This window comes from Providencia rettgeri (genome assembly GCF_041075285.1).
GTDB classification, from domain to species: domain Bacteria; phylum Pseudomonadota; class Gammaproteobacteria; order Enterobacterales; family Enterobacteriaceae; genus Providencia; species Providencia rettgeri_G.
Genome location: NZ_CP163512.1, coordinates 1,643,186 through 1,657,235 on the forward strand (window position 1 = coordinate 1,643,186; position 14,050 = coordinate 1,657,235).

A 14,050-nucleotide genomic window follows, 5' to 3' on the forward strand; every position below is an offset into this window, starting at 1 on the left:
CTATCCTTTTCATCTGAAATTAACTTATATTGATAAATTAAGATACGCATTAAAAAAAGGTATTAACCATTCTTTTAATGTTCGCAAATCAGTATATGAAAATGATTTTTATTTACAAATGTAGAGTGTATTATTCAACTCATTATTGTTAGCTTTTGGTGTTAAATAAGTTATTTTATTTCAATTAGTTAGATAATCCAGAGTAATATGCTTTTATTACCCCTTCCCTTTATCCATTTAATTAGTAATTTTTAAGAGTAATTACAAATACCGATACACTATATTTAATTAAAATAAAATTAATTAATTACTTATTAACTCTTAATTATTCAATAATAAATAAATTAAAATTAAATATGTATTTAGGCACAGAAATGTTCATGTGCCTAAATAGATTATGCATTGGCTAATAACTTAGAAAGAGGCTCTGCAAGTAATTTCCCTCGCCAGCCAGCAAGGAGTTCAGGTGGGGTGGTAGATGATTTTAGCCCCCAATGAATAGCGAGTAATTGGTTGATTTGCCGCCTAGACGCCAGTAACTCTGCATTAAATTTTTCGTTTTCGGCAATATCTTTCACTACCGATTTAATTTCTTTAAACAAGCTTTTATATTGGCCTTGCTCAGTAATATTCGATACAGGAGCGGGATATTGGCTTGCATCCAGTTTTTTAGCTTGCTCAACAATACTGAGCAGGCGCTTGCCATGGCAGCGAATTTCTTGCCCTGTTAGACCAAGGCTATCAAGCTCCCCAAGAGAGGTTGGTAGGTAACGAGCCACTTTCCATAAATGCTCTTCTTTCACCACAAAATTAATCGCCATATCCCGCGCTTTAGCTTGGTTTAAGCGCCACTGTGCAAGTAATTGCAAACACGCCAGTTGTTCATCACGTAACTGCCACGCATTGTGGATATTTAAATATGCTTTTTCTGGCTTAAGCGCTTTTTGGCGGCGCACTACCACACGTTGGCATTCATCCTTTGCATCATCTAAATAGCCTGCTTCTGTCACTTTCTTCATGAGAATTTCAGCGAGTGGTAGCAAGTACAACACGTCTGCGGTGGCATAGTCACATTGTTTTTCGCTCAAGGGGCGCGCTAGCCAGTCTGTTCGCGATTCACTTTTGTCTAATTCAATACCGAGATGCTCAGAAACCAGTGATGCAAAACCGCAAGAGATAGGGTATCCCAAAAAGGCGGCGACTACTTGAGTGTCAATCATGGGCTCAGGCACACAATCAAAATCATGCATAAACACTTCAAGATCTTCACTTCCTGCATGCAAAAATTTAAGCTGATTTGGATTGGTTAACAGCATTTTAAACGGGCTGAAATCCGTTATTGATAGCGGGTCAATCAATGAAACTTGCTTTCCATCATACAGCTGTAGCAAACCTAATTGAGGATAATATGTTCTTGTACGAACAAACTCAGTATCCAGAGCAAGCCAATGTGCTTTACTGGCCTCTTGGCATACCTGGGCTAATTCGCTATCTGTGGTCACTAAACGATAATTCAAAACAAGTTTCTCTTTTTCTATTTTCATCACAGTGACGCCGGTATATACCGGCGTCACTTATTTGTTATCTTGATATATTCTAAATCACTTTTAAGCAGGTGACTTATCTCTTTTCAATTTTTCTTCATCACGTAAATCTTTACGCAGAATCTTTCCAACATTCGATTTAGGAAGTTCTTCACGAAATTCAAATAGTTTAGGTACTTTATACGCAGTTAATGAGCGGCGACAAAATGTTTTTAGCTCATCCCCAGTTAAATTCGCATTTTTCGTAACAACAAAGACTTTAACAGCTTCCCCTGTGCTTTCACTTGGTACGCCAATGGCAGCACATTCAACCACATCAGGGTGAGTCGCTATGACATCTTCAATTTCATTAGGATAAACATTAAATCCAGAGACGATGATCATGTCTTTTTTACGATCAACAATGCGGATATAACCTTCGCTATCCATTTCTGCAATATCACCTGTGGCTATCCAACCATCAACAATAGCCTCAGCTGTCGAATCTGGGCGGTTCCAGTAGCCTTTCATCACTTGCGGGCCTTTAACCCACATTTCACCCGGTTCCCCCAATGGCACTTCTTGACCTTCATCATTGAGAAACTTTACATCCGTTGAGGGAACAGGTAGACCGATACTACCACTATATTCGGTGAGATTATATGGATTCCCTGTAACCAACGGTGAACACTCCGTAAGGCCATATCCCTCCAGTAAGTGTTTGCCTGTCAATTTCTGCCATTTTTCAGCAACCGCTTTTTGCACGGGCATTCCCCCGCCTACCGATAATCTTAAGCGCGAAAAATCCAGTTTGTGGAATTCTTCATTATGTATCCATGCATTAAATAACGTATTGACGCCAGTAATTGAGGTGATGGGATAACGCCCCAACTGTTTAACCGTATCAGGCACATCGCGAGGATTGGTAATTAACAGGTTAACCCCTCCTACGTTAATGAAAAGTAAGCAGTTTACAGTAAGAGCAAAAACATGATACAGCGGTAACGCCGTCACGACAAACTCGGCACCGAATTTTAATACTGGACCGTATGCGGCTCTTGCTTGCTCTAAGTTCGCTAACATATTGCGGTGGGTTAACATCGCTCCTTTCGCGACGCCTGTCGTGCCTCCGGTATATTGCAAAAACGCTAAGTCGCCCCCTGTTATATTGGGTTTAATGTATTGCATGCGATAACCAAAGTGCATAGCACGACGGAACGAAATAGCATCGGGTAAATTATATTTTGGCACCAAGCGTTTGATGTATTTAACGACAAAATCAACAATCGTCGCTTTAGGACGTGAAAGCTGATCCCCCATGCGGGTTAAAATAACGTGTTTAACTTTGGTGTTATAGACAATTTTTTCCAATGTAGAGGCGAAATTCGACACGATCACAATGGCAGTTGTACCACTGTCATTAAGTTGATGCTCTAACTCCCTTGGGGTATAGAGGGGGTTTACGTTCACAACAACCATTCCCGCACGCAATATTCCAAACAAAGCGATTGGATACTGTAATAGGTTAGGCATCATTAAAGCGACTCGGTCCCCTTTTTTAAGTCCAAGTCCATTTTGTAAGTAGGCAGCGAAAGCTCGGCTTCTTTCTTCTAATTTCCGATACGTCATTACCGCGCCCATATTAATGAAAGCAGGTTGATCGGCATATTGGGAAACGGCATTTTCCAGTAACTCTGCTAAAGAAGCGAAGCGATCAGGATCGATTTCTTCCGGCACATCAGCAGGGTAATTTTTTAGCCAGATTTTTTCCAAAATGTTGCTCCTGAATTTAGTGAAATTATTATACCCAACATCTCTTTTAACAAATTATTAACTCAGCGTACCAGTTTGAAAAACAGACAATGTCAAGGTTGAGAGGTCTATCACTAAATAAATTCTATTCCTTCAAGAAAAAATAAGGCGGCATACGCCACCCAGTTTTCTGAAATTTGGTTAATCAGATGTTAATTCGCATAAATTACGCCTAATTATACACGGATCTTAGTTAATTTTGGAGATGTTATCAGAAAATTCCGCAACCATTTCAACTTATAAGGGAATTGTTCATAAATAAAGAAAGAAGAAAATATCTTCCGGGGATGAATTTAAGTACTTACACTTAGGTTTATTTATCTTTGCTGCTTTTTTACCGCTAAAAAAGATCAAAATCCATCCAAAAAATGGATACATGTATAGTCAGCACACTGACGACGATTTGAATCAAATATTATCCCTAAATGCTGCCCTACGGGGTCGATTAAAACACATTTCACTCATTTGATGCTGCGTTGAGAGGCTCTCGCCTTGCCTAACATGGCTTTAATTAGAATAAAAATTGACCATCAAAGATAATCAGCCCCTAGTACTAGGTAATCGCCATAACTAAGGGTTTTGCTCTTCAACTTTTACAGGTAATTGAATTTGGAAAGATAGATTAAGCTGGCATAGGGTATCACTATGCCAGCTTTGAGAAATATTGATGGTTATTCAGTTAGGTATGTATGGACTTGTGCGGGCCCTCCCGGGTAACCGTAATAACCATACCCCCAAGGGTGGTTAAAGTACGGATCGCCATAATAACCATAGCCCCATGGACCAGTTGGCGGGATCATTACGCTTTGTGCAACATTCCAACGTTGAAAACCAGTGACATCTAGAGTTACATATTTATAGGGAACTTGCCCAACTTTACCCTGCTGTTCTCCGGTAATTTTCCCAACCACCGTCACATAGCGGTTCGTAAAATCACTTGGCTCACGGAAGCCATTGATATACGCATAAATACGGCCAATCGATGGCGCATTAAGCTCAGGGGCGGCATCGTATTTACTAAGTGCCATCACCGCAATTTCTAAACGTGTCCGTGTCGGTTCATTACTCACCGCAAGCACTTTTCCGCCAAAACGCGCTTCCTGACCAATATACATTTCAGGGGCATTTTGTACAGATGTTAAATTGTCAGTGGGGTTTTGAACCGTTCCTTGAATTGATGCAGGTATTGAAACGCACCCAGTAAGTGCTAATGCGCTTGCAAAAAAAAGGCCTTTCAGTGCATCACGGCAGTTCAATTTAATATTCATAGACTACCTCCGATTAGCAACAGTATAAATTCAGGTCATACGGTTTAAAATAGTCTGTAGCAAAGAAGACACGATATGTTAAATGCGATATAAATAAGTAGGATACCTATTAATCATATCCTAAATTTCAGCGGGATTCGATGTGTTTTTTTCTACATCAAAAAAAGGCTATTTTTCAAAAAAAAACAGCCTATAGATTAAAATTATTATTTTCTAAATTTATTCACGACCCGGTAGTTTTTTCCACGTCACTTCATTACGTAAATATGTGGGTTCAACATTTTCAACTGCAACAGTTTTACCTTGTAACCATAGCTGTAAGGCAATAGGTAACATATCTTGCGCATCTGGCAACGTGATTTGACTATTATGAAGCGAACCATCACCGCTTAATAATGAAGGATACGCATCCCACCCTGTTCCTGCATAGCTCCATTGACCTGAAATACCCGCAAATCGAGTTTTAAAGTCATCAGGACATAAAACGGCTTCCGTTTCTTCACCTTGCCAAAAACCTTCAGCCGCACGTTGATATTGCGCACAATAAATTTCTGACATACGAGCGTCTATTGCCACCAGCACATTTGTCTGAGAGGTTGTGCGAAACACACCTTGTGCCAATGTCATCAAAGATGACACACCTATCATCGGTAAATCAGCCCCTAACGCTAAGCCTTGAGCGATGCCAACACCAATACGTACACCAGTAAAACTGCCCGGCCCTCGACCGAAAGCCAAAGCATCCAGTTGATTTAGCGTAACACCCGCCTCGGCTAATACGTCTTCAACCATCGGTAAAACTTTTTGTGTGTGTTCACGTGGCGAAATTGCAAAACGTGAGATAATGTCGTCACCACACAATAGTGCGACAGAACAGGCTTCAGTTGCTGTATCAACAGCAAGAATACGACTCGACATGCCTAAACTCCGGCAAATTAACAGGTTTCAATTGAAAGATGCGGATTATAGTAGCATAAACCGCCGACCGGGTTGCAGAAAAACCTACTGTTATTTGGTTGTTGTCTGCGCCCTTTTTTCAGCTAAAAAATGGATTGCTTTAGTTAAGCTGCGTGTGCGTGGTGATGGCGGTAAGCTGCGTAAGAAGATTTCACCATAAGGACGTGTGACCAAGCGATTATCACAAATCACAATCACACCGTAATCACTGGTATCTCGAATTAATCGTCCTACCCCCTGTTTTAGCGTGATCACTGCATCAGGTAACTGCACATCAGTAAACGGGTCGCCACCACGTAACTCACAATCTTCAATCCGTGCTCTTAATAGTGGGTCATCGGGGGCAGTAAATGGCAATTTGTCAATAATCACACACGTTAGTTCATCGCCTCGCACATCCACACCTTCCCAAAAGCTACTCGTCGCCACTAACACCGCATTCCCCGCCGCAATAAACTGCGCTAATAACTTATTTTTGCTACTTTCACCTTGCACCATAACGGGTAATGTCAACGATGCTTTAAACTCTTCAGCCAATTCTCGCATCATTAAATGTGACGTACAAAGGAAGAAACAGCGCCCCTGATTTTTTTCAATCAGCGGCTTCAACATAGCGGCTAGTTTCTGTGCACAACCCCGTTGATTCGGCTCAGGCAGAAAACGCGGAACACACAATAATGTTTGGCTTTCGTAATCAAATGGACTGGCTAATAGTAATGTTTTCGCGTTAGCTAACCCTAATCGATCGGTAAAATGACTCAGTTTTTCATTTACAGACAAAGTGGCAGAAGTAAATACCCAACTCGCTGGGGTGTCCGCTATCATTTCACTGAATTTATCCGCCACAGTAAGCGGTGTTAAAGCCAATAGAAAATGTCGCCCGTAACTTTCAAACCAATAACTGTAGCCAGGAATAGTAACATCTTTTAAGCGGTTCAAACGGTTACGGTAGACAGTAACGCGCTCAAATATAGAATCCAAACTTTGGGAGCGCCCTAGCGAAGTTTTAATGACTTCATAACAAAGTTCCAGAGAATCATCGAGTAATGTCAAGGCTCGCTGGACTTCATTGCGTTTTAATAAATCACGTAAATTTCCACGGAAGCTGTTTTCCCCAAGATTCAAGCGAAAATCTAAAGTACTTTGTGTAAGCCTATCGGCACTTTTTTGCAACTGAATTTGGTCTTTTAATTCAGTGCGGTAAGTCATTATCATATCGCGAGCAAGATCGAGTAATTGCCTGCTACTTAGTTGTTGACCAAAATATTGGCTGGCAATATCCGGAATTTGATGAGCCTCATCGAAGATCATTACATCAGCTTGAGGGATCAATTCCCCAAAACCAGTGTCTTTAACAACGCGATCAGCCATAAAGAGGTGATGGTTAACGACCACAATATCTGCCTCTAAAGCCTTACGGCGTGCTTTTAACACAAAACATTCTTGATAACGCGGACAATCGCTGCCAAGGCAATTATCATTGGTGCTAGTCACTAAAGGCCAAACAGGGCTATCCTCGGCAATATCATGGCAAGTACTGGTATCGCCCAATTCAGATTCAATAGACCAACTGCGTAACCGAACCACAGCCGATAACATTTCGGGTTCTAAACTCCCACCTCCTAATGATTGTTGGTCTAACCGTTCTAAACACAAATAGTTTGACCGCCCTTTTAGTAAAGCGGTACGCCCCGTGTAATTCATGGCATTAATAATGGTTGGAAGGTCACGGTGATAAAGTTGGTCTTGCAGTGCTTTTGAGCCCGTAGAAACAATCACTTTTTTGCCGCTTCGCAGCGCAGGTACTAAATAAGCGTAGGTTTTTCCCGTTCCTGTTCCTGCTTCTGCAACTAAAACATGCTGCTGCTCTATGGCTTCTGTGACCGCATTAGACATCGTCACCTGCGCGGCGCGAGGTTGGAAACCTGAGATTGTTTTAGCCAAAAAGCCATCAGCAGAAAAGTCGTCGTGCACTACAAAAACCTATTCGTTAGCAAAAATAAGACGCTCACTTTACCATGAGTTATTACTTCGTGCTGTTCTAATTATGGTTTCATGGATCAAGCGATTTTCATACCGCCCGCAAGCTGTTATCCTTGGACAGAACAGATAATAAGGAACAATTATGACTATTAAACGTATTGATCCCGATAGCCGTTGGTCTGAAGCGGTTATTCACAATAATGTGGTTTATTACACCAGCGTACCTGAAAATTTGGATGCCGGCATTGTCGCTCAGACCGCCAATACACTTGCAGCAATTGACATAATGTTAGAGCGCGTCGGCTCTGATAAAAGCAAAATTCTTGATGCCACTATTTTCCTTGCGGATAAGGCCGATTTTGCAGGTATGAACCAAGCTTGGGATGCTTGGGTTGTCCCAGGTAGCGCCCCTGTGCGGTGTACGGTTCAAGCACTGTTGATGAAGCCGGAATATAAAGTTGAAATCAAAGTTGTTGCTGCGATTGATGATTAAAAAGGCAACTCGACTGTTGCCTTGAGGTTGCTAACAAAGTGGAATAAAAGCGCGTTTTTTCCACTTTGTGTTATCGGTCAAAAATCAACACATTGATTTTTCGAGTCTATTTTCAAGACCTAACCAAGCAGTAGCCAAACATTTTATGTTTGGCTACAGTTTGAAGGCAACTTAATCCTTGCCTTCAAACTGCGTAAACACGTTTAAATTTATTCATTAATCAGTATATCATTATCAACTAGTTGAACATGTTGTTTGGTCGGTTCATCAAGGAAATTGGTAATTAATGCGCCAAAGAAATATAAGCCAGCGACTAGCCAAGTCACGCCGCCAGGACCTATTAAGTGAATAAATAAGCCAACGATTGCAGGACCAATCACCACAGAAAGACCAGTTCCTAAATTCAATACTGACATAATGGCTCCTTTGTCTTTCTCAACCATATTTGCTGACATAGCGTCTAATGGAATGTACCCCGCTACCCCGGCCCCCCATACCATTGATAACAGCAGAACGATCATATAATTTGCGCCAACAAATTGTGGGGCATATAATAAAAAATACCAGAGAATGAAGAAGCTTCAAGTTTGGGAGCTGCCATAATCGCAGCTGTTGATGAGGGCTATTTTGCCTCTTTTGAAGACGCTATCTCACAATGTGTGAAGATAAAGGCACGATATTTGCCAGAAAACAGCGCTGAATCTGCGGCGACTTATCAGGTTTTTGATGCGTTATACAGCGCATTGCAACCTGTATATCAACTCGATAGTCATTTAAGAAAATCAGTAAGTTAAATATCTCAATGCCTAGTCATATACCACGACATATGACTAGGGTTAACGAATGAAGCCAACAACGTGACAGAGCCAATTTTATCAGCTCGGAGGGAAAACCCCGTCCTGACGTTCACTTTAGGACGGGTATAATGTCAAAATTTTTAATTTAAAACTATGTACTTTATTCGTATTTAATACTGTAATGTAAAACACGAGAAAAGCGACCAGCTTGTATTTGCCCTGTTTTTACAAGAAAAACCGAAAAGTGCAGAGCATTATTTCCCTCTTGAATTTTTTGTCCGATAGAATAGCTATTAAAAGTAATTGGGTTCCCGCCGCCATCCTGTAAGCTTAGTCCAACTCCAGTCATACCATCAACAGGAATGACAGTTCCACTGGCACCAGTGCCAGTTTGGTCAAATAATGTTTTCGCGATTTTATCTGACTCACTACAGCCATATAAACGAATAGTAAAAGGAACCGACCTAGAACGTCCTCTTGTTTCTAATTCGGTTGAAGATATCTCCCCCATATCCACAGTCTGGGCATCATCTCCAACAACAATATTGCACGTTGCTACAGTAATTAAACCTTTAAATGTTGTTCGACTAGTTGCCACATTAGCCTGCGCTGCATGTACTAATATTAAATATATAGCTAAACAGTAAAATATGCTTTTCATTATTATCTCCAGATAATGAAATATAATTTACAATCAAATCGTAATTAAATTATTAAAGTAATCTAACTTCAAAAGTTATAACCTGACTATATTCTCCAGCCTGGATTTTTTTTATATCTTCTGTAGTGGCAGCAATCTCAGCTCGAAATCTTTTGGTTTCACTGCTTGTATTTATATCTCTAATAAACGAAGAGTATGTACTATTAAACTTCATATAGTATTGATTATCCAAATCATATATTTTTAAACCAATTCCTTGGGCCGTGCCATCGTATGCATTTATTCCCCAGAATGAGTCATTAACCATATATCCACCCTCAGGTTTCAATATCCCCGGGATATTATATGGCGTACCAATGCATGCACTCGATTGAGAAGGTCCTTTAGTTGCTACTAATGTAAAATCAGTCATTCGAACCCGATTACGGCTTAAATCATCTGAGGTTATTGGCTGAAATTCGACGGTATTAGGGGTACTAATTTGTACTGTACAGACAGGCGGTGGCGGTGGTGGATTAACGCTACCATTACCACCATCATTTCCGCCCACATACTGTACACATTGACCTGATGTATTTTCTAGGCCAATACAAAGTGGTATATCCCGATATATGGTTTGAGGGCTAAAAACCCGAAAACCTATGCTAAGATTTCCAACATAGTCCATGCTATCCCATTGTAGATCGCTTCTAACATATGAGCGTGTTTTGATTGCGACTGCTGAAATCGTTAATGGAATGACTTGTTTTATTTGTGGAAATCCGCCCATTATCGATCCACAGTTAGTTTGGCAAGGCTCTAATATAAAATCTTTTTGGTCGATCCACTCAACTCGCTGTGTTGTTGTATTGCCTAACCAAGCGAATGCACCATTAGGTGCTGCAATCTTAATATCTTTAAAGTTCTTCTCTGCCCTCTTATTTACACGATACAAATAAAGCGTTAAATTTCCAGGTTCATCACCATTATTAATACAGGTTACAGTATTGACAGCTTGTATAGTGTAAATACTTTGTGGTAATTCATAATAAGTTCGGCTACATGTCTGTGAACCATTTTCCCCACAAGCATAATATTCTTTTTTAGTTTGAATAGAGTCATTAATATATTTTTTAAATCCTTGGGGAATCAAAGGGTAATAATTAGATTGTTCCCACTGGCAATTTGCAATTTGATATGCAAATGCATTGCTTGAAATAAACCCTAATATTAGGGTTACTAAAATAAAAAAAGTCTTCACTTTGTTTTATCCTTTGTGCAAACCGTTACCGTACAGGTATAGTCCAATTTCACATAAGCACCGTAATCATTAATGTATTGAACTTGTATTTTTTGTGATTTTGGTTTTATGTTAGGCAACAATTCATCAGATTTCGGCTTTAATGTAACTGACTCATCCTCAGCCAATAAACTAGTTTTATCTGATATGATTACTGGTATAACAATATAAAAAGGCGTAGGGTTAACTAATTTTAAACCTTGAGCTGAAGGAATAAGTTCTAATTTCTCTTGCCATACATTCTCTGCTAAAGCTTTTAATTCGGTAGGGCGATAAAACAATTTTATTTTTAACCGTAATGCAAATTGAATTGCATTCTGCTTATCTGATTTTGGTGGTATCTCTTGCAAGTTAAAATAGAATAGCGACTCCCTATCTTGTGGTAATTTAGCAGCCTCAGGTAACGGTACGATTCTAACTTGTACAGTTGTATCTTTTTCTACTCGTTGTAATGGGGGTAAAGCAGTAAGAGGTGAGTTAATTTTTTCCTCTTTTTCATTTTCTAACCATGTTTGTACTAAATAAGGTAATTTTTTACTATGGTTTATCACATTTACGGGAGATGAGTTATCATCAGCATATACGATTACTCTAGTTCGGTCGATAGATACTGCTGCTTCAGCAGTACTATTTATCATCGCGAATAGAAATAAGTAGATAAAACGTTTAATTGGGCGAACATTTTCGATCATTGTTTGTTTCCTGAAAAAATTAATTTTGGTTACAAGTTACTGATATAAAGGATGATAATGAAGAATTAGTATTTGTCAGAGAAAAATTACACTTCTTCTTTTCACTATCTAGAGTGGTTAGAATAGATTTCGGACTAACCCCAGATAAATAAACCTCCCCTTTTTCACCTACTACTGCAACTTGTCGTTTTTCTTGTTCATCATAAATAATGGAACCAAAAGGAATTACATTTCCTTGAGAGTCAGTAAGCTTTATAAACATTTTAATACCGCGATAAAGGTTTAGTTTACGATAACCAATAGCACCTTGAGTAAAAACCATTTGAATATTCGGGTTATTACTTTCAATATCGTTAGGTAATTTATTCGTATCTATTGTAAAGTCTGTACGGTAGTAATCTGGGATGTCATTTAATACTGCAATACCTTGGCTATTTGTAACCACATTTTGAGCATTATTGCTACCTTGGCTACCGATATATACCCCTTCAATTCCATCAGTATCGATAACTAAGCGTGTATTCCCACTATAGCCATCACGATGTATACCAACGCCATGCATAGTTGCAGTAATACCTGATTTAATACTACCAGCAAGATAATAGCTATTTGGACCAACAGAACCATTAACAGATGCATTATAGGCATTACGATTCATCTGTATATTCCCATTAAAGTTACTACTGTCATAAAAATTAGGCGTAGCAGAACTCGCACCGATTGACCAAATATTATTCCAATCTTTATTATTGCTATACGTGATACTAGGTGATAGATCACCATTACTTATTTGAGATCCTGCATTAATATACTCACTTGTAGAGAGTGGTATACTAAAGCTTAAATAAATGGAATTATTTGCTTTTTGTTTTTGCGATGTCATATTAGATATGTATTCTGTTCTATTAATGGATAAATAAGCATTAATATTTTTTAATTTATCAATATCAAAAGACTTCGATATACTCAGGCCATAAGTATTACTATCAGAGATACCTTGCCAAAAGGTTTGTTTATTATATATAGCATTGATAGAAAAACCTAAATCACGAAAGCTTTTACTGGCAACAATATTATAACTTTCTTTATTTGTAATTGTTGATGTTGGGCTAGAAAGCATGTTAGCCATATTATTTAACGATAGATAATGCTCATCAGAAAAACGATATCCAGCAAATGTTATTTGGCTATCGATACTATCGAAAACTTTAGAATAATTTAGTCTATAGCTTTGACCTGTCCAACGATCTCTTTGTATTAGTGCATTCGCATGTGTAATGTCAACTGACAATGCTCCAAATAATCCCATATCATAACCAATACCGGTATTTATTGCATGATAATTTCTGTCAGTAACAGTAGCACCGCCAAATAAGGATATTTTTGATAAAATACCAAGAGAGACTTCGGAGATAATTAACTTTATTTTTTCACCACCATAATTACCCTCCATTTTACCCATCATCGTTTTATAGCGAATATGACCGCTTCGGGTTAAGAAAGGAATATTTGATGTTTCAATCGTTGAAACTTCTTCTTGTCCATTCTCCTCTCTGACGATCATTTTTAATACACCAGAGGTTGTGTCATTAAGATCTTCTATGACAAATGGACCTGGTGGAACATTTTTTTCATAAATAATACTGCCAGCTCGAGTAACAATGACCTTAGCATTTGTCTTTGCCACACCGCTTAAACGAGGGGCATACCCCCTTAAAGCTGGAGGAAGCATTCGATTATCGCTTATAATTTCAAAACCTTGGTAATCAATCGAGTCAAAAACATCCGATAAAAAATATTTTTTACCAATGGCTAAGTTTGCACCTATCGTTTTAAGTGCTCTAGTGATATAGACAGCAGAGGTATTAATTTCATGCTTATCACTTCTATCATCACTAGTATACAATGATGCATTATAATTGGTTCTGAATCGCCAAGCACCGTAGTTTATTCCCGCAGTTCCATAACTAGAAATATCTTTAGTACTACTACCATCACGGCTATTAAATAAATTACCATTCAATGTATAATCCAGTAAAACTCCTGCTATACCATCATCCCATTGACTTGGTGGTGGCCAATCTGGATCACTATATTTTAATAAGAGCTGTGGAACAGTGACAAGTAAAATACTTTTTTCCCTATCTACTCGAGCGGAAATTCCCTCATAGCCATTTATTAAAATACAGTTTGGATTTTCATTGGCTGTATTTAAAATTATCTTCTTAAAATAAGATTCTTTTAACTCAAATTTTTCTATGGTTGATTTTTTAAAGCAAATTTGGGAGTTATCTTTATCTTCAATTATATCAAAATTTTCACTTTCAATTTCACGATTATTTAACTCTAATGTTAAGGCATAAACCCCACTTGGAAGATAGTCAGAGCGAGTAAAATTACTTAAATTTATATTTGTTTTATCACCAAGCTCAAGAGCCCGAGTTTCAAATTCAATGTTCCCTACATCTGCGCTAGCAAAATCAGACATAAATAAACTAAGAATAATAGTGGAGATAAATGAATATTTCTTTTTACCACTCATGATAATGCAGTCTCATTAAGGTATTACGCAGGGGAGGATAATC

12 protein-coding genes are annotated in these 14,050 nt (G+C 38.7%); 2 read left to right on the forward strand and 10 right to left on the reverse strand.

Annotated features, from left to right (window positions below; translation table 11 throughout):
• Positions 1-395: 395 nt before the first annotated feature.
• From rnd to AB6N04_RS07465, 5 genes are all read right to left on the reverse strand, one after another.
• Complete coding sequence (rnd, locus tag AB6N04_RS07445; protein WP_369312035.1) at positions 396-1,517, reverse strand: ribonuclease D; 1,122 nt, start codon at positions 1,515-1,517, stop codon at positions 396-398.
• A 90-nt stretch (positions 1,518-1,607) separates the two neighbouring features.
• Positions 1,608-3,296: a long-chain-fatty-acid--CoA ligase FadD gene (gene fadD / locus AB6N04_RS07450; RefSeq protein ID WP_369311252.1), complete on the reverse strand. Its 1,689-nt coding sequence runs from the start codon at positions 3,294-3,296 to the stop codon at positions 1,608-1,610.
• Positions 3,297-4,006: 710 nt separating this feature from the next.
• Positions 4,007-4,603 (reverse strand): Slp family lipoprotein, encoded by a 597-nt coding sequence (locus AB6N04_RS07455; RefSeq protein ID WP_369311253.1) that lies wholly within the window; start codon positions 4,601-4,603, stop codon positions 4,007-4,009.
• Positions 4,604-4,822: 219 nt separating this feature from the next.
• Positions 4,823-5,521, reverse strand: coding sequence for a tRNA (adenosine(37)-N6)-threonylcarbamoyltransferase complex dimerization subunit type 1 TsaB (tsaB, locus tag AB6N04_RS07460; protein WP_369311254.1), 699 nt, complete (start codon positions 5,519-5,521; stop codon positions 4,823-4,825).
• A gap of 90 nt (positions 5,522-5,611) precedes the next feature.
• The gene (locus AB6N04_RS07465) at positions 5,612-7,534 is read right to left on the reverse strand and encodes an ATP-dependent DNA helicase (RefSeq protein WP_369311255.1); all 1,923 of its coding nucleotides are present in this window, start codon (positions 7,532-7,534) and stop codon (positions 5,612-5,614) included.
• Between the two features lie 151 nt (positions 7,535-7,685).
• On the opposite strand from AB6N04_RS07465, the gene AB6N04_RS07470 reads away from it, so the two are divergent.
• The gene (locus tag AB6N04_RS07470) at positions 7,686-8,036 is read left to right on the forward strand and encodes a RidA family protein (RefSeq protein WP_369311256.1); all 351 of its coding nucleotides are present in this window, start codon (positions 7,686-7,688) and stop codon (positions 8,034-8,036) included.
• Positions 8,037-8,245: 209 nt separating this feature from the next.
• Here the strand turns inward: AB6N04_RS07470 and AB6N04_RS07475 are convergent, their stop codons facing one another.
• Entirely contained in the window at positions 8,246-8,557 is a 312-nt protein-coding gene (locus AB6N04_RS07475) for an MFS transporter (protein WP_369311257.1), read from the reverse strand.
• Between the two features lie 66 nt (positions 8,558-8,623).
• Between AB6N04_RS07475 and AB6N04_RS07480 the strand changes: the two genes are divergently transcribed.
• On the forward strand, positions 8,624-8,830 hold the full coding sequence (locus AB6N04_RS07480) for a hypothetical protein (protein WP_369311258.1): 207 nt from the start codon (positions 8,624-8,626) through the stop codon (positions 8,828-8,830).
• A gap of 163 nt (positions 8,831-8,993) precedes the next feature.
• On the opposite strand, the gene AB6N04_RS07485 is transcribed toward AB6N04_RS07480, so the two are convergent.
• From AB6N04_RS07485 to AB6N04_RS07500, 4 genes are read right to left on the reverse strand one after another with little or no spacing between them, the layout of a single operon-like run.
• Complete coding sequence (locus tag AB6N04_RS07485; RefSeq protein WP_369311259.1) at positions 8,994-9,494, reverse strand: fimbrial protein; 501 nt, start codon at positions 9,492-9,494, stop codon at positions 8,994-8,996.
• A 52-nt stretch (positions 9,495-9,546) separates the two neighbouring features.
• A complete protein-coding gene (locus AB6N04_RS07490) occupies positions 9,547-10,734 on the reverse strand; it encodes a fimbrial protein (RefSeq protein ID WP_369311260.1) in 1,188 nt (395 codons plus the stop codon).
• Positions 10,731-11,465, reverse strand: a complete 735-nt coding sequence (locus AB6N04_RS07495) for a molecular chaperone (RefSeq protein ID WP_369311261.1) — start codon at positions 11,463-11,465, stop codon at positions 10,731-10,733. Before AB6N04_RS07495 ends, AB6N04_RS07490 begins: the two co-directional genes overlap by 4 nt.
• Positions 11,466-11,484: 19 nt before the next feature.
• Positions 11,485-14,007, reverse strand: coding sequence for a fimbria/pilus outer membrane usher protein (locus AB6N04_RS07500; RefSeq protein ID WP_369311262.1), 2,523 nt, complete (start codon positions 14,005-14,007; stop codon positions 11,485-11,487).
• Positions 14,008-14,050: the final 43 nt, after the last annotated feature.

Excerpts from the sequence above, each read along its gene's own strand:
- AB6N04_RS07455 (WP_369311253.1), bottom strand. The coding sequence starts at position 4,603 with ATGAATATTAAATTGAACTGCCGTGATGCACTGAAAGGCCTTTTTTTT.
- tsaB (WP_369311254.1), bottom strand. The coding sequence starts at position 5,521 with ATGTCGAGTCGTATTCTTGCTGTTGATACAGCAACTGAAGCCTGTTCT.
- AB6N04_RS07470 (WP_369311256.1), top strand. The coding sequence starts at position 7,686 with ATGACTATTAAACGTATTGATCCCGATAGCCGTTGGTCTGAAGCGGTT.
- AB6N04_RS07475 (WP_369311257.1), bottom strand. The coding sequence starts at position 8,557 with ATGATCGTTCTGCTGTTATCAATGGTATGGGGGGCCGGGGTAGCGGGG.
- AB6N04_RS07485 (WP_369311259.1), bottom strand. The coding sequence starts at position 9,494 with ATGAAAAGCATATTTTACTGTTTAGCTATATATTTAATATTAGTACAT.
- AB6N04_RS07495 (WP_369311261.1), bottom strand. The coding sequence starts at position 11,465 with ATGATCGAAAATGTTCGCCCAATTAAACGTTTTATCTACTTATTTCTA.
- AB6N04_RS07500 (WP_369311262.1), bottom strand. The coding sequence starts at position 14,007 with ATGAGTGGTAAAAAGAAATATTCATTTATCTCCACTATTATTCTTAGT.